The 21,165-nt window shown below is 58.7% G+C and carries 16 protein-coding genes and 3 pseudogenes; 5 read left to right on the forward strand and 14 right to left on the reverse strand.

Annotation, left to right across the window (positions count from 1 at the left end):
• Nucleotides 1-121 precede the first annotated feature (121 nt).
• From NH396_RS15920 to NH396_RS17220, 9 genes and pseudogenes are all read right to left on the reverse strand, one after another.
• Nucleotides 122-1,018, reverse strand: coding sequence for a DUF2399 domain-containing protein (locus NH396_RS15920; RefSeq protein ID WP_253064849.1), 897 nt, complete (start codon nucleotides 1,016-1,018; stop codon nucleotides 122-124).
• Nucleotides 1,015-2,280 (reverse strand): hypothetical protein, encoded by a 1,266-nt coding sequence (locus NH396_RS15925; RefSeq protein ID WP_253064851.1) that lies wholly within the window; start codon nucleotides 2,278-2,280, stop codon nucleotides 1,015-1,017. The genes NH396_RS15920 and NH396_RS15925 overlap by 4 nt, the downstream gene beginning before the upstream one ends.
• A complete protein-coding gene (locus tag NH396_RS15930) occupies nucleotides 2,267-2,929 on the reverse strand; it encodes a hypothetical protein (protein WP_253064853.1) in 663 nt (220 codons plus the stop codon). Before NH396_RS15930 ends, NH396_RS15925 begins: the two co-directional genes overlap by 14 nt.
• Nucleotides 2,926-6,708: an ATP-binding protein gene (locus NH396_RS15935; RefSeq protein WP_253064855.1), complete on the reverse strand. Its 3,783-nt coding sequence runs from the start codon at nucleotides 6,706-6,708 to the stop codon at nucleotides 2,926-2,928. Before NH396_RS15935 ends, NH396_RS15930 begins: the two co-directional genes overlap by 4 nt.
• A 166-nt stretch (nucleotides 6,709-6,874) precedes the next feature.
• Nucleotides 6,875-8,404: an IS66 family transposase gene (locus NH396_RS15940; RefSeq protein ID WP_253064877.1), complete on the reverse strand. Its 1,530-nt coding sequence runs from the start codon at nucleotides 8,402-8,404 to the stop codon at nucleotides 6,875-6,877.
• Between the two features lie 80 nt (nucleotides 8,405-8,484).
• Entirely contained in the window at nucleotides 8,485-8,820 is a 336-nt protein-coding gene (gene tnpB / locus NH396_RS15945; protein WP_253064857.1) for an IS66 family insertion sequence element accessory protein TnpB, read from the reverse strand.
• Between the two features lie 145 nt (nucleotides 8,821-8,965).
• Nucleotides 8,966-9,184: a transposase gene (locus tag NH396_RS17215; RefSeq protein WP_366071753.1), complete on the reverse strand. Its 219-nt coding sequence runs from the start codon at nucleotides 9,182-9,184 to the stop codon at nucleotides 8,966-8,968.
• A gap of 85 nt (nucleotides 9,185-9,269) precedes the next feature.
• Nucleotides 9,270-10,553: a hypothetical protein gene (locus tag NH396_RS15950; protein ID WP_253064859.1), complete on the reverse strand. Its 1,284-nt coding sequence runs from the start codon at nucleotides 10,551-10,553 to the stop codon at nucleotides 9,270-9,272.
• Between the two features lie 173 nt (nucleotides 10,554-10,726).
• A pseudogene (locus NH396_RS17220) lies at nucleotides 10,727-10,837 on the reverse strand (IS3 family transposase); the annotation flags it as partial.
• A 70-nt stretch (nucleotides 10,838-10,907) separates the two neighbouring features.
• On the opposite strand from NH396_RS17220, the pseudogene NH396_RS15955 reads away from it, so the two are divergent.
• Both NH396_RS15955 and NH396_RS15960 read left to right on the forward strand, forming a co-directional pair.
• Nucleotides 10,908-12,085, forward strand: a pseudogene (locus NH396_RS15955) (IS3 family transposase).
• A 9-nt stretch (nucleotides 12,086-12,094) separates the two neighbouring features.
• Nucleotides 12,095-12,274: pseudogene (locus tag NH396_RS15960) on the forward strand (IS481 family transposase); the annotation flags it as partial.
• 45 nt (nucleotides 12,275-12,319) lie between these two features.
• On the opposite strand, the gene NH396_RS15965 reads toward NH396_RS15960, so the two are convergent.
• Nucleotides 12,320-13,342, reverse strand: coding sequence for a hypothetical protein (locus NH396_RS15965; RefSeq protein ID WP_253064861.1), 1,023 nt, complete (start codon nucleotides 13,340-13,342; stop codon nucleotides 12,320-12,322).
• A 289-nt stretch (nucleotides 13,343-13,631) separates the two neighbouring features.
• Here NH396_RS15965 and NH396_RS15970 point away from each other — a divergent pair, with 289 nt between their 5' ends.
• A complete protein-coding gene (locus NH396_RS15970) occupies nucleotides 13,632-14,138 on the forward strand; it encodes an OsmC family protein (protein ID WP_253064863.1) in 507 nt (168 codons plus the stop codon).
• Between the two features lie 288 nt (nucleotides 14,139-14,426).
• Here the strand turns inward: NH396_RS15970 and madM are convergent, their stop codons facing one another.
• The 4 genes from madM to NH396_RS15990 all read right to left on the reverse strand — a co-directional run bounded on the left by madM (nucleotide 14,427) and on the right by NH396_RS15990 (nucleotide 19,074).
• Nucleotides 14,427-15,188 carry a malonate transporter subunit MadM gene (gene madM, locus NH396_RS15975; protein WP_176677217.1) on the reverse strand — a complete coding sequence of 254 codons (762 nt, stop codon included), beginning with the start codon at nucleotides 15,186-15,188 and terminating at the stop codon, nucleotides 14,427-14,429.
• 10 nt (nucleotides 15,189-15,198) lie between these two features.
• A complete protein-coding gene (madL, locus tag NH396_RS15980) occupies nucleotides 15,199-15,681 on the reverse strand; it encodes a malonate transporter subunit MadL (RefSeq protein WP_176677216.1) in 483 nt (160 codons plus the stop codon).
• Between the two features lie 263 nt (nucleotides 15,682-15,944).
• Nucleotides 15,945-17,504 carry a malonyl-CoA synthase gene (locus tag NH396_RS15985; protein ID WP_253064865.1) on the reverse strand — a complete coding sequence of 520 codons (1,560 nt, stop codon included), beginning with the start codon at nucleotides 17,502-17,504 and terminating at the stop codon, nucleotides 15,945-15,947.
• A 100-nt stretch (nucleotides 17,505-17,604) separates the two neighbouring features.
• Nucleotides 17,605-19,074, reverse strand: coding sequence for a malonyl-CoA decarboxylase (locus NH396_RS15990; protein WP_290441818.1), 1,470 nt, complete (start codon nucleotides 19,072-19,074; stop codon nucleotides 17,605-17,607).
• A 400-nt stretch (nucleotides 19,075-19,474) separates the two neighbouring features.
• Between NH396_RS15990 and NH396_RS15995 the strand changes: the two genes are divergently transcribed.
• On the forward strand, nucleotides 19,475-20,140 hold the full coding sequence (locus NH396_RS15995) for a GntR family transcriptional regulator (RefSeq protein ID WP_253064867.1): 666 nt from the start codon (nucleotides 19,475-19,477) through the stop codon (nucleotides 20,138-20,140).
• A 175-nt stretch (nucleotides 20,141-20,315) separates the two neighbouring features.
• Nucleotides 20,316-21,149 carry a hypothetical protein gene (locus NH396_RS16000; RefSeq protein ID WP_253064869.1) on the forward strand — a complete coding sequence of 278 codons (834 nt, stop codon included), beginning with the start codon at nucleotides 20,316-20,318 and terminating at the stop codon, nucleotides 21,147-21,149.
• The last annotated feature ends 16 nt before the right edge of the window (nucleotides 21,150-21,165 follow it).

Raw genomic sequence — 21,165 nt, forward strand, 5'->3', positions numbered from 1 at the left:
CAGAAAATTGGTCACATGGCGCTACTGCTTGGTATCGTGCCTTGCGATGCTCAGCAACTGCTCTAGGGTGGTTACCCATTCGGGGAGTGTGATTGTAGTGTCGCACAAACAAACCTCATGGTCAGGTAGGATGGTGGTTGCCAGCACGATAGGCGATGCTGGTCACTGGTGCTCCATGCGCCAGCATCGCTTCTTGTGACAAGGCGAGTCGTTCCTGCCTCATCAACTGCACTGCCTGGCGCAGCTCGGCACTCAAGCCTTGCTGGCGCTCCAAACGGGCCAGTTGTTCAAGCTGCTTGAAATACTCGCCCTCTTTACGGTAATTCTTGAGCTCGAGGGGGAAGACGGGGATGACGACTTGCTGCTGGCGCGCTGGAACGTCTGCAAAGACCCCCTGGGCTATCTCAAGGCCCGCCGCGTCGAAATCCACAAACAAGTGCAACGATATTCTGTCGGCCCAATCAGCCAGCAATGTTTTCAGCTCGCGGGCGCCTTGGTCATGGCCCCGATAGAGAATGAGGGTATTGTGGCGCAGTGCGTCTGGTAGCAGCGGCATGATCTGCCACCAGCGCTCCATCACTGCCCCATTTTCTACAACCAGCACGTGCTGGGTCTCGGGCGGCAGGATGAGCATGTCGCCGAGTACCGCGGGGAGAACGCCGGGCGGGCAAGGAAGCGGGAGATCAGTATCCCCGGCTCGGATGGTCACCTCACCTTTGGTGTGCGCAACACGCTGGAGGGAAGAGAAGGCCTGGTGCGTGGAGATCTTCTCGTCCGGTAGGTGACCCGCCAGGCTCACCCGATCCTGATCCAGGTTGAGGTGAAGGCCGGCGTTATTGGTGAGTCGATCATAGACACGGCGGATACGATCGAGGTCGTGGGCCAGTAGCCGCAGCGTCCTTCCTTGAGGGGTGCCAATGCCATGCTCTTCATGAATGTGTCGCCACACCTGGCCCAGTCGCACCTGGTCGGTGGGCTGACGAAGGACGCGCTGGAGTGCCTTGATCGTGTCCCTCATGCCGCGTGATGCCTTTCCAGAGAAAAAACGATGTCCTCCACTAAGCGGGTGCCATCATAAGTACCCATTTGCCGCTCGGTCAGCTCGACCGGCACTACGTCCTCACCGTTCTCCAGCCGCATGTTGTAACTCTCCCATAGTGCCAGCATCCAGAAATCGAGGGGCTCCACGACATCGAGCTTGTAGTAGGCGTCGATGGCTGAGATTGGCTGTTGCGTCACGAGAGTCGGCAAGGCCTCAAAGAACCATTCCAGGGCCTGCTCGAGCGAATCTTCAGGCTCGACCTCCTCGGCGCCACGCTGGTCGATGACCTCGACTCGCTCAGTGGCGACATTTGAATCGGCTAGCGCCCCGGGTTCTAGGCGACGCAACGCATTCACCGCGAGCTCTTCAAGCTCCTCACGCTGCGAAGGGTCGTCGATGGCCGGGTGCGCCCGTATCTCAAGAGGCACTACTCGGAAGAGGCTAGGCGACCGGCCATGGGCTTCATCAAGGATATCTTCGGTGGGGGTATACCGAGGATTCTTATCGTAGTGCTGCAGCCAGGCATCGATGACATGGTTCTGTCGCTGCACTTCCTTGTCGTTCTGCAGCTTGGCCAGGTTATCGGTGAGCCGGTGGAGGGCATCCACCAAATTCGCCCTCAAGCGCGAGAGGCTTCGCGCCAAGATTTTGGTCAATAGATACTGTAGCTCGCGGCTGAACCGAGCGAGCTGCATTAAGTAGGACGGGGTCAGGGTATCGAGAAGCCGGTTGATGTTGCTGGCTTCATCCAATGCACGGCGGTTCTCCAGGATACGCAGATCAATATCGGAGACCGTTGAAAAGCGATTATGGATATAGTGCGTGAAGCGGTTCACGATGGCTTGAAGGGTGTTGATGAGGCTGGCAATGACTTCCTGGGCCTCGATCAGCTTCCGAGAGGCATCATCGGTCGCCCCCTTGTCCCGGGCCACAAAATAGCTTTCCACGACGTGTTCCAGCTCGCGCACCAAGTCACTGACGGCACCACTAGACGCCTGACGTTGATAGCTCTGAGTCACATGCGCGATCAGGTCCCCAACCACACGACTGACCTGGACGTGCGGGAGGTCTTCATCGAGGTGAAAGACCAGCTGGTGATGATTCAGGGCCTGAATCGGCTCACGGTTATCGGGGGTGTCATAGATCACACCGCCGTGTTCAAGCGTTGCCTCGGCCAAGACATCGGTATGTTTGGCCAAGGCCTTCATCGCATTTCGCGCATCATCAAGTCGTGCCAAGGAATAGTCCCTCTTGCTGCGGTTCGCTCAGCGCGGCCTCACGCTCTTCCGCGACGATGCCTTCGCGTTCCATCACGAACTCCAGCTGATCCTGGAGCAAGGACCACTTGCCGGTGGCCTGGTAGATGGCGCCGGAACTATCGATGGCCACCAGGTAGCCGAGCTTGCACAGCTTCTCGAGCAGGTGACGCAGGCGGACCTTGGCATCGCGTGACTGAGACTGCACCTGAAAGCGGGTGGCGATGACTTCCAGCTCTTCCTGCATCATGGAAGAATTTTCGATGGCAGCGAGCCACTCACTCTCGCGCACGACATCCTTCACCTTCAAAGGCTGCGAGGATTGCGAGGCTTGTCTAGACAGGCGCAGCCAGCGCAAGAGGGCTTCCCAGTCACGCACCGCGCTTTCGAACTGGTGGCGGATCCGATGCCGGACGCTGCGCGACTCGGTATCCAGGTAGACGCAGTAATACCCTGAGCCATCCCGGGTTTTTTCAAGCCCATGGCCGATCTCGGCGAGGTAATGGCGGACCCGGTCCTGGCCTTCGAGCGTGCTGAGGTAATCGTGCGCCTCATTGGCACTGACGGGGCACAGCACCTCGCCCTTCAATAGCCCCTCGATGGTGGCGGCGAAACGTGGATCGTAGCTCATAGCGGATTCTCCATGTCGACCTGAGGCGCCATGGCCGCCGGCGCCAAGGCATCACTGCTGTCCATGCCCAACAGCGGGTTGTGGCCCTTGTCATGTTCGCGCGGGCGCATGATGCGAACCCCGCCGCTCTTGCTTAAGGAGACTTTCTGTGTGAAATGACGCTGCACATCGCTGTGTAGCTTGGGCTGGGCACACATCAGTGTGATGTTGTAGTCGGCCATCATGCGGAAGATCTTGGCCACGTTCTTCGGGTCGAGCTTGCCCAGCTCATCGATGGGCCAGGTGATGTTGACCTGTGGATCTCGGCATAGGTAGCGCGTCAGTCCGCTGAACAGGACCAGAATGGCGATGTTGGACAGCCCCTCACTGCTGGCCTTCTTCATGTCTTCATCACGGCGGATAGGCACTAGGCGGCCTTGTTCTCGAAATTGAATCTCGATGCTGACCAGGTTCTTGAGGTCGAAGCTCGCCATCTTGGCGGCCTTCAGGTCTCTGTCGACGTGGCTCATCGCGGAAAGCAGGGCGGTACTCGGCAGGCCGGCAAAGTTCTGCTGGCCCCAGGCTTTCCATGCCTGGGCAAAGGCGCTGAGGTTCTTCCAGAAGTCGTATTCGTGGATGTTCGAGCGCACGACAATTTTCACATCACTGATCTCGGCGAACTCGTGTTGCGTGTTCAGCTGTGTTTCCAGCTCACGGCTGACTCGCGAGGTCATTGTGTCAAGGTTTTTGAGGTTCTCATGGTAGTAGGCGAGTTGCCCGCCGATACTGTGGATCGTTTCGTTGAGCGCGCTTTCGACTTGAGGGAGCGCTTCATCGACCAGCGCTTGAAGGTCCTGCATCAGCACGATGTATAGGGCCTCGGTGGCCTCAGGCAGACCGGATTGTATGCGCCGCGCCTCACTCATGCGGTTCCAGGTGTCGTGAATCTGGGTCTCGGGGTGTTGCGCAATGAGGCTGCTGCTTTCGCGCGAGGCCTTGATGACAACCTGTTTCTGCCAGGTTGTGAACTCGATCAACCGGCGCATCTCGGTGGCCAGCTGCTCATCGCTCAGGGCTTCGCTGTTGGTCGAAAGCGCTTGACGGTCTGAAATCTCGATGACCGGAATTGTCTCCAGCAGGCCAGAGGCGTTGTGGCACAGCCGTTGCCAGGACTCACACGCTTGTGAGGCGCGGCTGATGTTCGTAGCGACCTGCTGGCGCTCATCCTCGAGGCGTTCCCGCGTGGTGCCATAGGCACGCTTGGCGTCACTCAGTTCAAGCTCGGCGTTCTCCTGCCGGCGTTTGGCGTCGTGGAAGCTGCGTTCCTTCCGCGGCTTTTCCTCGATCATGAGGTTTCGCCACTGTTGATAGGCGAAGACCTCATCCCGCTTCGTCTCCACCTCCTCAATCTCGTCGGTTAAGCGGGCGACCTCCGTTTTTTTCGCCCGCCGCGTGGCAATATCGATGCCCTCATCCGCCAGGGCCTGATCGCGGACCTGTTCCAGTTCGCTAAGGCGGGAGGTGAGCGAGGCCTGGTGGTCCTCACGATGTTCCACGATCTGGTCTCGCCTCTCCTTCACTGCGTTCTTTTCGCTGCCCTGATCTGCTTTAAGCTGCAGTTGCCGCGCCTTGTGGTCACGCTGCAGTTGAAGGGAGCGCTTCTCGGCTTCTAGTTTTTCTTTCTCGAGGTGATTGTTGGCGTCTGTCAGCTGGGCGGTGAGGGCCTGGTAGCGCTGGTTCCCGGCGGCTGTTACCTCCGCCTCAATGGCGCGATGGGTGGCCCGACACTGAGATAGCTGGTCCTCTGCGTTGTTGTGGCGCGATCGGCTCAGGATGACATTCTGGGCCGCTTTCGCATGCTTCTGCTGAGCTTCCTTCCACGCCTTTTCCTGACGGTCCACGCCTTTCTTGGCTGCCTCAAGTCGGTTCGTGGCTTGCTCCAGCAGCGCCATGAGTTCTTCGATAGTCCGCGCGTCGTCCGGGCGGTCCAGACCAGCCAAATCCAATTCCAACCCAAAGGCCTGGGACAGATCGGGGGTGCTCGACAGCCGGGGGTGCAAATCACGCCGCCGCAAAAGACGCGGATCGATGAGTTTGCCAAGCCCATCGTGCCAATCGAGCCCAGAATTGCGCAGGAATGCCAACAGGGTTCCGTCGGCGGGGTACACCTGTCGCGTGAGGCGTTCGACGTCATCGGCTTGTAGATCTCTGTCGCGCTTTGCCTGAGCGAAGAGCCGTTCCGTCTGCTCGAGGGCCTGTGCCTCCTTATCCTCGGCATCCTTGGCCGAGTTCAGCTGCTGCAAGTGGCTGGTGGCCAGAGATTCGGCGCTCTGGATACTCGATATCGCTTCCGCCAACCGTTCCGCCTCCTCGGGCGTGGGGTCCTTGGCGGTCGCGCGCTGCTCTTGGATGTCTTGGATGACTGCCCGGCGCTCGTCCACTCGCTGCGCATCGCGGGCTCGCAGATCGTCCTGCTCTCTGCGTATCTCGTCCTCGAGGGCAGCCTGCGCGGCATTGTGCGTCTCGTTCAAGGCCTCCAGCTCAGCGCTGGCGGCGTCGATACGCCGGGTGAAGTCCGCTTGTGCCTTGCCATGCTCCTCACGGACCTTATTGACTTGGGCGTGGTAGGTTTCTTCAATCCGTGTGGCTGAAGCCGACATGTAGGCCAGCGCGTCATCCGCTGCCTTCTGTGCTTTGCGCAGCGAGGGCAGTTCATCGAGGCGCTGTTGCCAGGTGTCGATGTCCTTGGCATCCCATGCCTCCTGTTCCTTCTCCTGCCCAAGAAGCCAGCGTTCGGCCTCCTGGGCCTCGCTGCGCTGCTGGCTGATGACGCCATTCAGCTCTTCCCGCCGTTCCTCGAAGCGCTTACGGGTCTCCTCGAGATTATCGTCGAGTTCACGACGTTCAGTCTCCAGAGTATTGAGTCGCTCCTTCGTCCGCGCTATCGCTTGTTCCAAGCCGCCAAGGGTGCTCGTGATCGCCTCTCGGCTGTCCTGAAGGGCCAGGTGGGTTTCAAGCGCCTTGCGTAGTCGCGGCTCATGCTGCTTGAACCTCTCCAGGCTCTCGACGTTCTGCCACAGATGGGGATTCTTGTGGTGGGTCGGAGGGTCACTGATATCGATACGATCGCGCAGCATGGTGTCGATCACCATGTCCTCGAGACTCGACACAAGGCGCGACTTGTCAAGCACCACGGCCGTCAGTTGTTCGATGTGCTGCATCCGCCCCAGCCCATCACCGAGGCTAAAGCGTCTTGCATCATCGTGACGGCTGAACTTGGCGGCCTTCTTCCGGCGTCGCTTACCGCTGGCATGGACGTCGTTTTGAATGATGGAGCGATAGTCCATGACGCTATTGATCTGCGAACTGACCGCGCACCCCATGCCAGGCAGAGCATCGCCGACGATGCTGTGGGCCGCCTCGCCGGCAGCAAAGCGTTCGTTCAGGTCGGGATGAAACAGCGTCTCGTCGGCGGCCCCCTCCACGAACCGGTAGGCCAGTTGCCCACCGGCGCGGCGATACAGGATCGAGCAACATAGCGCTCCATCGCGCCGGCGATACTCGAATACCACCATGCTCTGGTGGTTGGGCAGGTAGTAGTCGACAAAGCTGACCTTGTTCGCCGCCCGCTCGACCATCGCTCCCGGGTCTTGGCCGTAAAAGATGGGGATCAATTTCAGGGCCGAGGTCTTGCCCGCACCGTTGGTTCCCTGCACGTTGGTGTGGCCATCACAATCGATCCGGGAACGCTTCCCGTGAAAGATGGAGTGGTGGAGGATGATGGCAGTCAGTCCGGACATTGTAGGGATCCCTGCGCCAGGTGAGGATATATACTTACATATCTACTCATTTAGATAGCAGTTTACTAGAGGTCAGAGCCATCTTTGTTGATGCGAGAGGGGTGAAGTGGACCCCATCTATTGGACCACCTTGTGTAAGCGTTCGGGCATCACCGCTTGCGAGTGATCACGCAGTATGCTGCCAATGATGGGGCAGAAGTTCGTGCACTTGGCTAGCCTTTTGGGTCGGCAGCCTTTCCAACACATTCTTCAGGTAGGTATAGGGCTCATGGCCGTTCAGCTTGGCACACTGAATGAGGCTCATGATGGTGGCAGCACGCTGGCCACTGCGCAGAGATCCGGCGAACAGCCAGTTTGAACGCCCCAGCGCCCAGGGGCGAATCAGATTCTCCACCCGGTTGTTATCGATCGGCAACGCGCCGTCATCTAGGTAGCGCGTCAACGCCGCCCAGCGCTTCAGGCTGTAATCCAACGCTTTCGCCGTCGCCGAACCATTCGGGACCTTCTCGCGATGCGCCAGCATCCAGCGATGTAGCGCATCGGCGATGGGCTTTGCTTTCGTCTCCCGCAGCTGTTGACGCTCTTCCGCACTGAGTGACTTTACCTCACGCTCCACCTGGTAGAGCTGACCGATCAGTTCGATAGCCTGCCCGGCGATCTGGCTCTTGCCAGCGACGTGCAGATCGACAAATTTACGGCGGGCATGGGCCATGCAACCGATCACGGTAACACCGTTGGCGAAGCTCTGCTCGTAGCCGCTGTAGTCGTCACAGACCAGCTTGCCCCGCCACTTCCCGAGGAAGTCGCGGGCATGTTGACCGCCACGTCCCTCGCTGAAGTCGTAGATTACGGCCTTCAACTCGGCATACGGGGTGGTGGCGTAGGCCCAGAGATAGGCGCGGTGCGTCTTCTTCTTGCCAGGGGCCAGCATCGGTACCGGTGTTTCGTCGGCATGCAGCACCGGCTCGTTGAGCAACACTTCACGCAGTGCACCGATCAGCGGCTGAAGTCGCACCCCGCAGGTGCCGACCCACTCGGCCAGGGTGGAGCGCGGAATCGCTACGCCGGCGCGGGCGAAGATCTGCTCCTGGCGATAGAGTGGCAGGTGATCAGCATATTTGGCGATCAGCACCTGGGCCAGCAAGCCGGCGGTGGGGATGCCCTTGTCAATGATCTGCGTCGGCATCGGTGCCTGGGTCAGTGTCTCGCATTGGTCGCAGACCCACTTGCCACGGATATGCCGCTCGACGTGGAACACGCCCGGCTTGTAATCCAACTTCTCACTGATTTCCTCGCCGATCCGCCTCAGCTGATAACCACACCGGCAGTGATCATTCTCCGGATCATGATGAATCTCGGTGCGCGGTAGCTCGGGAGGTAAGGGCGTGCGCTTGGGCATCTTCCTTGCCTCTGGCGTGGCAGCAGTGAGGTGGAGCTCTTCCAGCTCGGTCTCGATGGCAGCAATGTCGGCGTCCATCCCTTCCTCCAGCAGGCTGATCTGCAGGACATTGAGCTGCTCGCTGCGCTTGCCGAAGGCGTGGCGCTTGAGCAATGCCATTTCATAGGTCAGCTTTTGATTGACCTGCTCGCTGTGGCGTAGCGCTTTCTCCTTTTCCTCCACCTGCGTCATCAGCGTTGCCGCCAAGTGGCGGAGCTGATCGGGAGAGAGTTGAGTCAGGTCGGGAGGCGTCGTCATTCCGCCAGTATGCCAGCCCACCGACGAGAACGGGATTAGCGCATCCGCGAATAGCGGGGCCGCCAAGTCTGTGCCGCTCATCACACGACCGAGATCACCCCGTCGGCGCCGAGACGCTGCCAGGGCAGTCCTTGCACCAGTGCCGTGACCTGCTCGGGGCAAAGCTCGATACGATCGCCCTGCCAGTGACTGGCCCAGTGGAACTTGCCCTGGTTCAGACGCCGGGCGCACAGCCAGACGCCCAGACCATCGTGGACCAGCACCTTCATGCGGTTGCCACGCCGGTTGGCGAACAGATAAGCACAGTGCGGGCGAGCCGCGCCGAAGACCTTCACCACTCGGGCCAACGCAGTGTCCGGACCGGCCCGCACATCCAGGGGGGCGGTAGCCAGCCAGATTTCGTCGATGCGGATCATGCGAGCAGCTCCCGAATCAGAGATCGACAGGTGTCGGCCTCCGAGGCAGGCCACTCGATGACCATCGGCCCGTTGGGGTGCGGGATGGTGAGGCGAATAGGGTCCGCCACCTGATGCTGGGGAGTGGCCGGTGACAACTCGCGAGTCATGGGCACCGGTACAAATGCCGGTATTTCTGGCACAGCCGTTTGCTGACGGGTGGTACGGATCTAATTGTGGACCAGGTGGCGTTCAGGCTGTGCTCCAACGCCACTCCGGCAACGGAGGCACCGGGTTGCTGACACGCTTCGACGATTCTGGCCTTGAAGGCGGCAGTGAAGCGGCGACGTTTGCGAGGGACTTCCAACACGTTTGATTCCGTCATGATAAGTGTCCACTTATTGATAGATGGACATCTAACGTGACGGAATTCAGGACTCTGCGGTAGATGGGATCACTGGTCGCTTACCCTAGAATGGACAATCCAGCTCCATCTTTGCCAACAGCTGTTCCTGGTATTGCGTGTAGTCGTCATAGCGCGAGAACAACTCACGGAGATTGGTGTGGAACCCGCCATCGTCTGTTTTCAGAATGTGATTGAATACAACACGAGAAAGGACCGACTGTGGCAGCTCGTAGTCCCGCTTAAAGTGGGTAACGTCCCACTCATTGGCTAGTGCGCGCTCGATGTATCGCGCGATACCGCTTATAACCTGGTTACTGGCGTGGGGGCGGCCCTGTGATAGCCCCTGACGATACTTGTCGGAGACATGCCGAATCTGGTTCGTGATGATCCAGAACACCTGGGATAGCGAGAAGTGGCACAAGGCGTCCGCCAGTGTCGAGAGGGTCTTTTCACCATCACGCTCAGGGAATCCTCGGCGCTCAAGCGAGAGGTTGAGGAACACCAGCGCCTCTTCCTGCACGATCTTTTGAGCCAGTCGCTCCACACCCCCCCAAGCCTTGGAGCGGAACTCGCTGGAAGCCACATGCAGGTTGAGCAAGTGAAAAGTGGCGGGCAGATCGATCTCCCCTACGCAGCCCTCGTCATCGGGCTGACGAACCAGCACCTCCCACCTCACGTTGAACGGGAAGAAACGTCCACCATCCTCATCGACAACCAATGTCCCCTCGGGGCTTCGATGAGAAACCCTCAGAAGGGCGGCATTCCGGAGCTGGTTGAGCATCTCCCAGGACATATCGTTGGAAGGGCTGAACACATCCACCTTGTTGCTACCGAGAGGTTCGATGCCATCGAGAGATTCGCTACCGGAATGCTTAAACAAGGCGAGCAGGATTATGCGTTGCTCTGCGGTCAATGCATTGACGGGAATAGCATTCGACAACTCATCTTCGTAGGACGCCCTCAGCCGCGACCGAAATAGCTCGACCTGCTTGGTGGCCTCTTCCTGAGCAGCTCTCCGCTGCGCTGCCGCCTGGTCCTTGGCTTCCTGCCGGCATTGTGCGCACACGAAGGGCTTAGTGGCACCGCTGCCTGGATTGCCCTGTGGCAAGTCGGTTCGTACATATGCCTGGTAAGGCGCGTCGCATTCTCGACAGCGCTGGGAGGGCACCAGGACGTAGGCTGAAGTTTTCACCACCTGAGAAACTATGTGGGCTCTCATGCCATGCAAACGAGCGATCTCAGCGACGGTGTATTGCCACTTGCCCGTATCGGAGAGAGCCCAGTAATCCTGGCAAAGGCCTATGATAGAGAGATCGTCGCTTGTGAAGTGAATGGATAACTGCGCCACATAGACTCCTGCTGATTAGAATTGAGTATCCCGATAGTTTAACGGATATCTGCCAGAAGCCGAAACGAAATGGAAGAGGTGGCTATGAGCCAAGCCACACGCGTTTGAGGTACTCAGTCCAGCGATCAGGTCTTCGCCACCGGTGTTCTTAACCAGTAATTATGGACACCCACCTAAGCGATCATTCGGGCTTCGAAGGCCTCTGGGCTGATCATCCCGATGGCACTGTGCCGGCGATGCCGGTTGTAATCCAACTCAATATACTCGAAGGCCTGTCGTTTCATTGTAGTTGGACAGTGAATCTGGCCACCTGACTTTGAGTGTATGATGGCTCAAAGAGACAATCAGGTGCAGATGATTACGAAGAAGAGAACGTTTAGCCCGGAATTTCGCTTGGAAGCGGCCCTGCTCGTGGTCGACCAGGGCTACACGCTGAAGGCGGCGTGTGAGGCCATGGGGGTTGGCAAATCCACCATGGAGTATTGGGTTCGCAGGCTTCGCGCTGAGCGGGCAGGCAAGGCGCCGCTGAAAGGTGAGGCTCTGACGCCGGAACAGCGTGAGATCCAGGAACTGAAGCGCAAGCTGCGGCGAGTGGAAGAAGAGAAGGCAATATTAAAAAAGGCTACCGCTCTCTTGATGTCGGACTCCCTGAGCAATTCTCGATAATCGAGCGACTTGAAGAGAGCTACGCGGTGCAGCACTTGTGTCAGGTGTTTGGGGTGCATCGCAGTAGCTACCGGGCTTGGCGTAGTCGTGATAGAAGACCTTGTGAGACTGAGCAGAAGCTGCTGGATCAGGTTGTCGAGGCGCATACCGTCAGTAACGGCTCTGCCGGCGCTCGCAGCATTGCAAAAATGGTCACGCAGGCAGGAATACAGTTGAGTCGTTATCGGGCCAGCAGGCGGATGAAGCAGCTGGGGCTGATGAGTTCGCAGCCGCCGAGGCACGCCTACAAAAAGGCTGATCAGCCACACTTGGATATACCGAATGTTCTTGATCGGGAGTTCGATGTAAAGAAGCCCAATCAGGTATGGACCGGCGACATTACCTATATTTGGGCAGGGGCACGCCGGGCTTATCTGGCAGTGGTCATCGACTTGTATGCTCGTAAACCCATGGGGTGGGCTTTGTCCCTATCGCCGAACACGGAGCTGGTAAAGAAAGCGCTGACCATGGCCTAAGAATCGCATGGAGAGCCACGGAATATCCTGTTTCATTCGGATCAGGGTTGCCAGTACACCAGCCGGGCATTCCGGCAGATGCTCTGGCGCTACCGAATGACACTGAGTCTCAGTCGCCGTGGCAATTGCTGGGACAATGCCCCAACAGAGCGCTTCTTCAGAAGCTTGAAAACGGAATGGATATCAGAGATCGGCTATCCCGATGTTGCTGCGGCGAAGCGATCTGTCACTGATTATATGATCGGTTACTACAGCAGACTTCGGCCGCACAAGCATAACGATGGGATACCGCCGAATTTGGCAGAAAAGAACTACTGGAATGCTCGAAGCTCGGTGGCCAAAAGCACTTGACCACTACATTATGACTCAAGTGAGGATTTAGAACAGACGCTCGAGCCTTATTGCTGGCTCTATAACCACCACATTCCTCAGAAGGCATTACATCACAAAGCGCCTATAGCAGCAATAAAGGAATGGCAGGTCGAACGACCGGAGTTGTTTACTCAAGCTGTAGTCAATCAGGCGAAACCCGACCCTTAAATAGGGTGTCCACTGTCACTGGGCAGGATCATTCACTAGAGAAAATCATGTGCTTGGCAATTCACTCTCCATCACCATCAAGCTCCCCATCACCCCTTCACATATTGGCTTGATCTCGCTGAAGCCGTCATCGACGGCGAGGTCTGTCTTGGCTTTGGCGTAGGTGGTGCCGTCGGCGGTGGGGTGGTAGCTGGTGCAGTGCAGGCGGATCAGCTTGTCGTCGAGGAAGAGGCCGTATTCGCGGGTCTGCGAGGTGATGGGCATGCCCTGGTGTCGTTGTGTCATGGCGATATCGAACCAGTAGGCCTGACGGTGATCGACCTGAGTCAGGCCGGAGTCGAGCATCTGACTGTTGATGGGCGCCCATTGCGCCAGTTGGTCTGTGGCGGCCATTATCTTGAGCTGCGCGTCGCTGACGGTCTCACCATGCAGATCATAGATCTCGAGGATGATCATGTCGGTGCCGGTGCCCGCCTGACTCTGCCATTTCTGCACGATATGCGGCAGGCGTCCCTCGGCGGCAGACCACGAGGCAGGCAGATGCAGCGCCAGGTTGATACCCAGCGACTTGGGATGGCCCTTGGTGTGGAACTGCTGGAAATAGCCGTCGTACAGCTCGTATACCGGCTCGATCTGATACTTGGTCGCCAGCAGAAATTCCTTGAACGGCGAGGGCAGGTATTCCCCCTGGGCGCGCAGATGAATGGCCTCGATGAAGCGGGCGGCGAAGTCGCTGGTCAGTTTGTCGGTGGTCAGCTGGGAATCCAGCTCCTTCTTGATCTCGCGGCGAATGCCCTCCAGCACTTCGCGTGCATGCGCTCGGCCCATCAGGGTGACGAGGTTGTCCGCCAGGCGATGGCTGATGTTCGGGAAGGCGTTGTCGAAATAGGCGGAGGCCAGCTCGGCATCCGGCGCGAGGCCGGGATATTCCTCGGCGATGCGTGACAGCGTGATGTCCTGGGCGATGACGAAGCCATAGGTACTGCTCAGCGTATTGATGACCTGCGGTGAGGAGCGAAACTGTGCGGCTTCGGCGCGTGCCGAGGCGCCGGGGGACAATAGACACAACCCCAGGCTCAGGCCGAGCCCCCACCTCAGGGCGGCGACGGCCAGCCCGGCGCGTGGGCCAGAGGTTCTCGTGTCCGAGCCTTGTGTTCCAGAGATTCGTGTTCCAGAGGGTCGTGCGACTGCAAACGCCATACGTGACATCCTGTCAGAGTGCGATCAATTCAATCCTATCATCGGCTTACGATGACTTCTTGCGTGCTGACGCTGTTCAGATGCCTAATCAGACAGAAGTATCAGACAGTGTGTCATGCGGCGCACGCGGTTTCCCTTCAGAGAGCAGCAGACAACGATGTCCAGACGACACCAGTATTCGGTTGAACTTGAGTGGACCGGCAATCGCGGCGATGGCACCCGCCATTACACCGCCTACGAGCGTAATTTCGTGGCCCGTGTCAGTGGCAAGCCGAGCCTGGAAGGCTCCGCCGACCCCGCCTTTCGGGGCGACGCTGGCCGCTGGAACCCCGAAGACATGCTGGTGGCCTCCGTCTCGGCCTGCCACAAGCTGTGGTACCTGCATCTGTGTGCCGAGGCCGGCATTCGTGTCATGCGCTATCACGACCACGCCGAGGGCACGATGCAGGAAGGCGCACCCGCCGCCGATGACAAGGCTCAGGCAGAGAACCAGGGCGAGGCGGGACGCTTCACCTCCATCGTGCTGCGCCCCGAGATCACGCTGGCCGCCGGTGACGATATCGCGCTCGCCCATGAGCTGCACCACCGGGCGCATGCGCTGTGCTTCATCGCCAATTCGCTGAATTTTCCGGTGAGTTGCGAGGCGGACATCACCCATCAGTGATGCGCGACAGACTATACGTGCCAGAACCTGAAAGGCCACCAGAGCAATCTGGTGGCCTTTTTTGGTTTCAGCGTCTTTCCAAATAATCAGCGTCTTGCGAACTGATCAAGCGAGGGGATGGAGCCACGCTGATCAGACTTGCCTGCGCGAGAGCGTGAACGTGAAAAGGGGACAGACTGACAGTAAAAACACGACGGCGGCATCAGCGTGAGACGTTTTGTCCTTGCTGATGCCGCCGTCGTCTTGTTTCTGCGCCGCTTGTTCAGAGCGGTCTGTATCAGAGCAACGTTACATCACCGCACGTACCGCCAGGAACAGCACCGTCGGGGCGAGCAGAATGCCCAGGCCGGTGTAGAAGGTGGCCGTCATCGCGCCGTAGGGCACCAGGCGTGCATCGGTGGCGGCGAGACCGGCCGCGACGCCGCTGGTGGTGCCGATCAGGCCGCCGAAGATCATCGCTGAGCGTGGATTGTCGAGCCCGATCAGGCGCGCCGTCATCGGCGTGGCGACCATGGTCAGGATCGACTTGACCAGCCCTGCGGCGATCGACAGAGCGATCACCTCGGAGCTGGCCCCCAGGGTGGCACCGGTGACCGGGCCGACGATGTAGGTGACCGCGCCCGCGCCGATGGTGGTGATATCGACCGGGTCGGTATAGCCGAAGGCGATGGCGACACCGCCACCGGCGATAAAGGAGATCAGCACGCCGACGAACAGCGCCACGACACCCCGAAAGCCGGTCTGGCGGATTTCCTTGAGATTGACCCCGTAGGCGGTGGCGATGATCGCGAGATCACGCAGCATGCCGCCGCCCATCAGGCCAAGCCCCGAGAACAGCGTGACATCCGAGAGCCCCTTGCTGCCGCCGGTGGTCGCGCCGCCCACATAGGCCAGTACAAGGCCGAGGATGATGGCGATGGCGGAGCCGTGCAGCTTGCCGTGGGTCAGGTTGTTGCTGATCCAGTAGGCGACATACATCGCCAGGCCGATCACGGCAAAGGCAGCGACCAGATGATACTTGTCGAACAGTTGGACGAGTGAATCGATCATGGTTCAGCCCTCAGAGTTTGTGCGCAGGCGTGGAGGAAGCGTGGCGGTTGCGGTCCAGCACCGGTGCACCCGTCGTCACTGAGGTTCTGGTCGGCGTATAGCGGGTCTTGCCGGCGAGCGGGTCATCTTCCAGCGCATTCTCGGGACGCTTGCCGGTCAGCAGCGGCACGAGGGCCAGCCCCAGTACCACGGCCAGCACGCCCGCCACCAGCGCGACCATGCCGCCACTGAAGGCCGCGACCACGTTCTGGCTGGCGGCCATCGCGACCACTATAGGGATGTACATTGCGTTCCAGAAATTGATGCCGCTGGCGGTGCTGTCGGCCATCTTGCCGCGGTCCTTCAGCACGCCGGTGATGAAGATGAGCAGCAGCATGGCGATGCCGACACCGCCGAGATTGGAATCGATATTGAGCATTTCTCCAAGCAGATCCCCGATCACGAGACCGGCCATCATGCACCCTGCGAGCAGGGCAACTCCGTAGATCACCATGGCGTAATACCTTCTTGTTGTTGTGGTGAGTTGTGGTGAAGTGGTGGTGAATCATTGTGGTGTCTTGTCGTCTATCTGACTTGTCTCTTTATCCAAGTTGGCTAGCCTGGCGTTGCGTGTCTTGTGTCTGACTATTGCGCGTCCTTTGCCTGTCTTTTGTCTGTCCTTTGCAGGGCTTGAGGGTGAGTGAGCCCACCGGCATGACGTGATGGCGTCATGCCGGTGGCACGAATGTATCGAGTATCAGGCCTGTCAGGGGTGGCTCAGCCGTGTGAACGGGCCGGCTCAGGGGCGAACAGCTCGGCATACTCCTCGCGCAGCTGTTTCTTCTGCACCTTGCCCATCACGTTGCGTGGCAGGCTGTCGATGAAGAACACCCGCTTGGGCTGCTTGTAGCGGGCCAGCTTGTCGCTGAGGGCGACCAGCACCGCCGCTTCATCGAGACTGTCCTGGTGGCCGGGCTGCATCACCACCACCGCGCAGACGCCTTCGCCGAAGTCAGGATGCGGCACGCCGAACACCGCCGATTCGTTGACGCCGGGCATGTCATCGATCAGCAGCTCCACCTCCTTCGGGTAGATGTTGTAGCCGCCGGAGATGATCAGGTCCTTGTCGCGACCGCTGATGCACAGATAGCCATCGGCATCGATATGGCCGAGATCGCCGGTGATGAAGAAGCCATCCTCGCGGAATTCGCTGGCGGTCTTCTCCGGCATCTTCCAGTAGCCCTTGAAGACATTGGCACCGCGCACCTCGATCAGGCCTGTCTCGCCACGCGGCAGGATGGCGCCTGTCTCGCGGTCGGTGACGCGCACCTCGCTGCCGGGCAGCGCCATGCCCACCGTACCCGGACGGCGCTCGCCATCGTAAGGGTTGGAGGTGTTCATGTTGGTCTCGGTCATGCCGTAGCGTTCGAGAATCGCGTGACCGGTGCGTGCGCTGAATTCGCTGTGGGTCTCGCTGAGCAGCGGTGCGGAACCGGAGACGAACAGACGCATGCCGGCGGTCGTCTCGCGATTGAGGCGCTCGGATTCCAGCAGGCGCGTGTAGAAGGTCGGCACGCCCATCAGCACGCTGGAGCGCGGCATCAGATCCAGAATCTGCTCGGCATCGAACTTGGGCAGGAAGGTCATCGAGGCGCCGACGGTCAGCACGATATTGCAGGCCACGAACAGCCCGTGGGTATGGAAAATGGGCAGGGCGTGGATCAGGTGGTCGTCCGCGCTGAAGCGCCAGGTCTCGGCGAGTGCCTGGCAGTTGGAGGCAAGGTTGGCGTGGGTCAGCATCGCGCCCTTGCTGCGGCCGGTGGTGCCGGAGGTATACAGAATGGCGGCGAGATCATCGGCGGCGCGTGGCTCGACCTCGTGGCTCGCGCTGCACTGGCGTGCCTGCTCCATCAGGCTGCCGTCCTGCTCGGTGCCCAGACTCTCGACACGTGGCACACCACATTCCTTGCCCAGTGCGCGCGCCGTCTCCAGCACCCTGGGCTGGCAGACATACAGGTGCGGCCCGGCGTCGCCCAGGAAGTAGCGGATCTCCTCGCCGGTATAGGCGGTATTCAGCGGCAGATAGACCGCCCCGACCTGCAGGCAGGCTAGATACAGGATGACGGTCTCGCAGCTCTTGTCGATCTGCACCGCGACGCGGTCGCCCGGTGTCACGCCCAGCTCGCGTAGCGCGGTGGCCATCTGACCGGCGGCGCTGCGCGTCTCGGCGAAGGTGTAGCCGTGGCCTTCGATGGTGTCGAGGAAGGTGGCATCCGGGCGCTCATCGAAATTGCGCGCGAATTGCAGGTAGAGGTTGTCGTGGTTGGCGTGAGGCATCATTGGCTCCAATGGCATTGTTTTTGTAGTGAGGCGTGCTCCGGCAGGCGGCGTGCCTGACGGGCGAATCATTTTTCGAGCGGCTTGTTCTTAGAGCGGCTCATTCATCCAAAGACTCAGGCGCTGGCTTGCTGTCGCTGGCATCCGTGGCCGATCTGGTCACGGGCGGCTGTTCGGGCGCTTTTGATGACAGAAGCTCACTTTCTTTTCTGGCCTCGCGCTTGGGTGCCTTGGCCAGCTCCTTGTTGGCTTTCGACTCCTTCTTGACCTCGCTGCTGCACACCACGCTGTCGTTGCGGCTGAAGGCCTCGTGGTTCTGCTCGATGCGGTGCGGCTCATAGAGGTAATTGACCATCAGGCCGTGAGCCTGCTGGCGGCCATTGGGCGAGGTATCGCCGGGCCAGTTGAGGCGATGCAGGCTGGCACCGTTGCCAAGGTGGAAGCGCGCGACCGGGTCCATCGGCTGACCGCTGCGGTGCTTGACGTTGACCAGATAGTGGGCGGCGAGGGCACGCAGCTCCGGCGCCATCTTCTGCTGGGCTTCCTCGTCATTCATCCAGTCATCGTGCTCAAGGTGATGGGCCAGCAGGTCGGAGACTTCCAGGCCTTCCTCGTCACGCGCACGTTCCAGCCACTGACTGAAGCCGGGCACCGGCGAGAGGGTGACGAAGCGGCTGAGGTTGGGCAGTTCGCGTTGCAGCTCCTGCACGACCTGCTTGATCAGGAAGTTGCCGAACGAGATGCCTTTCAGGCCCTTCTGGCAATTGCTGATGCTGTAGAAGACGGCGGTGTCCGCCTCGCGCTCGGTGGTCTGGCCGCTGTTGGCGAGCAGATGCTGGATGTTGTTGGGCACGCCCTTGCACAGCGCCACCTCGACGAAGATCAGCGGCTCATCGCCGATGGCCGGGTGGAAGAAGGCGTAGCAGCGGCGGTCTTCGGGGTCGAGACGTCCGCGCAGGTCGCTCCAGTCCTGGATGGCATGCACCGCCTCATAGCGGATGATCTTCTCCAGCACCGCCGCGGGGGTGTTCCAGTCGATGGCCTCCAGCATCAGGAAGCCGCGATTGAACCAGGAGGCGAACAAGTGTGCAAAGTCGGCATCCAGCGGCTTGAGCTCCGGATTCTGCTTGATGAGCTTGAGCAGGTCAGCGCGCATACGCACGATTTCATAGGTGCCGCCGGGGCACAGGTTCAGACGGCGCAACAGCGATTGGCGCCTGGGTTCGCTGGCGGCGAACAGCGCACTGAGATTGGCGTTGTCGGGGGATTCACGATAGGCCGCGTAGGCGGCGTGGATGCGGTCTTCATCGGCGGCGTAGTGCTCGGCCAGCACCCGGAAGAAGGCGAGGCGCTGCTCGTGGTCCAGCTGCTGATAATCCTCCAGCGCCCGCTGGGCCATCATGATGCGCGAGGCCTCACCGCTGCTCTCGGTGAGGTTGTGGCAGCTCTCGGTCAGACGGGCGAGGGCGGTGTCTTCATTGCCGGCGCCTGGCGAGAGGCCGACCTGCTGGCGGGCGCGCTGGCCGACATGGGTCAGCAGATCCTGCAGAAAACTCAGATTGATGTTCATGGCGGTCTTCCTCAAGGCGCGAGACGCGAAGCTGTGATGGCTGGTGCATATCCATTGCTCAGTATGGCGTCTGAAGAATGAATATTTGGCTTCGTCTTGTTGTATACAACAGATAGGCGTCTAGTGTGTTAGCGTCAAGTCCTGGCATGCCAGACACGACTAAAGTCAGTTTCCTGCGCGGGCACTTCCCCTGTTCAATGAAGGCAAGGGGACGAGGCAGCGACTGGCCTCAAGGCCGGTTGGCATGTCTGTGAAGGGAATTGAGGCAAGGGCGGCAGGATTTGGCGCCATCGTCAGCGCAACCTTTGTCGCGACAGGGCCGCAAGGCATCGGCACCAGCGTTTCGTATCAGTACTTCGCACCCGTACCAGCACTTCGCATCAGTACAAGGACGCCGCAGATGATCAAGATGTCCCACACCCAGCGCCTTCGCGATCTGCTCGAAGATGCCATCGTCGAAGGGCGCTTCCCGCCGGGCACCAAGCTCGACCCCGAGGCTCTGGGCCGCGAGTACCAATGCTCACGCACGCCGATTCGCGAGGCGCTGCAGCAGTTGGCCGCCTCCGGCATGGTGAAGGTGGTGCCGAAGCGCGGCACCTTCGTGACGCAGCTAGGGGTGTCGGAGCTGGTGGAACGCTTTGAAGTCATGGCAGAACTGGAAGCCATGTGCGGCCGACTCGCCGCACGGCGCATCACCCCGCAGGAGCTTTCTGAACTCAAGGACGCCCACGCCGCCTGCCGTGAACGCCTGGAAGCCGACGACGCCAATGGCTACTACTACGAGAACGGCCTCTTTCATCACTGTCTCTACCGCGCCAGCCACAACGCCTTCCTCACCGAAGAAGCCACGCGCCTGCATGCCATTCTCAAGCCTTACCGCCGCCTGCAACTTCACGTTCGCCACCGCATGCACAGCTCCTACGCCGAACACGAAGCCATCGTCGCCGCCATCGAAGCTGGCGACGCCGCTGCTGCAGAACAGGCACTGAAGGATCACGTGCATATCCAGGGGGAGAGGTTTACCGATCTAGTGGCGAATATTGAGCGATTGCATGATTCTGCATAAGCTAGATTTTTTGATCTATTATATGGTTCAGATGTCAACCAAGTATGAAGCTTTAGTAGCGGATTAGTGTCAAACTTTAAGTTTTATGCGTATAGTGTAGCTAAGGATCTGTCTGCTATTATAAGATTGTAGCTGGTGGATATAATTGGTTTTTAATTAGATGCAGGGATGCAAAATGTCAGCACGTGATTATGATAAAGTGAAGAGTAGGTTTAAAGATTATTACAATGAAAACTTTACGCTGTTAAACGATGCCGAAATATCATTTCGCACGCTTACTTCATCATTGATAAGATCTGATAGTAGCATTGCTATATCCAAAGTTGAGGGGAGAGTGAAAAATAGAGATGAATGTATTAAGAAGTTTAGTCGTAAATACCGTGATGCTTTGGAGTTAGATGAAAAAGATTACGATATTTTGGATCATATTACGGATTTAATAGGTATTCGCATTGTTTGTCTTTATGAGGATGATATTGAGAAAATCAAGTGCATTCTTTGCGAACACTTTGATGTCATAGAAATAACGGACAAAATTTCAGAAATAGAAAGCACAGAGAATTCCTTTGGCTATAAAGGGCTTCATCTAGACCTTAAGTTAAACAATGATAGGGCTAAACTTCCAGAGTACAAGAGTTTTTCTGGCTTTAGCTTTGAAGTTCAAATTAGAACTATAATTCAAGATTCTTGGAGTGTGCTTGATCATAAGATCAAATATAAAAAGTCTATTCCTAATTCGCTTAAAAGAAGGATAAATTCACTGGCTGCTCTTTTTGAGGTCGCTGATCGAGAATTTCGCGAGATAAGAAATGCAACTGATGAAAATATGAAAGCGGAAAATGAGCTTACTGAAGAACAAATTGCAGAAGAGTCAGGGAACTTTGTAGCTGATCATAATTGTAGGGTGCCGGATGATCGGATTTCACAACGAAGCTATCCTTTGTTAGCCTCTCGTGAGCTCATCAAGCAATTGATTCAGGAAAAGCTTCATGGACATCAAGCTGCATAAGCAAGCGACGACGACA

Origin of the sequence: Cobetia sp. Dlab-2-AX, assembly GCF_024124625.1 — a bacterium.
GTDB lineage: Bacteria > Pseudomonadota > Gammaproteobacteria > Pseudomonadales > Halomonadaceae > Cobetia.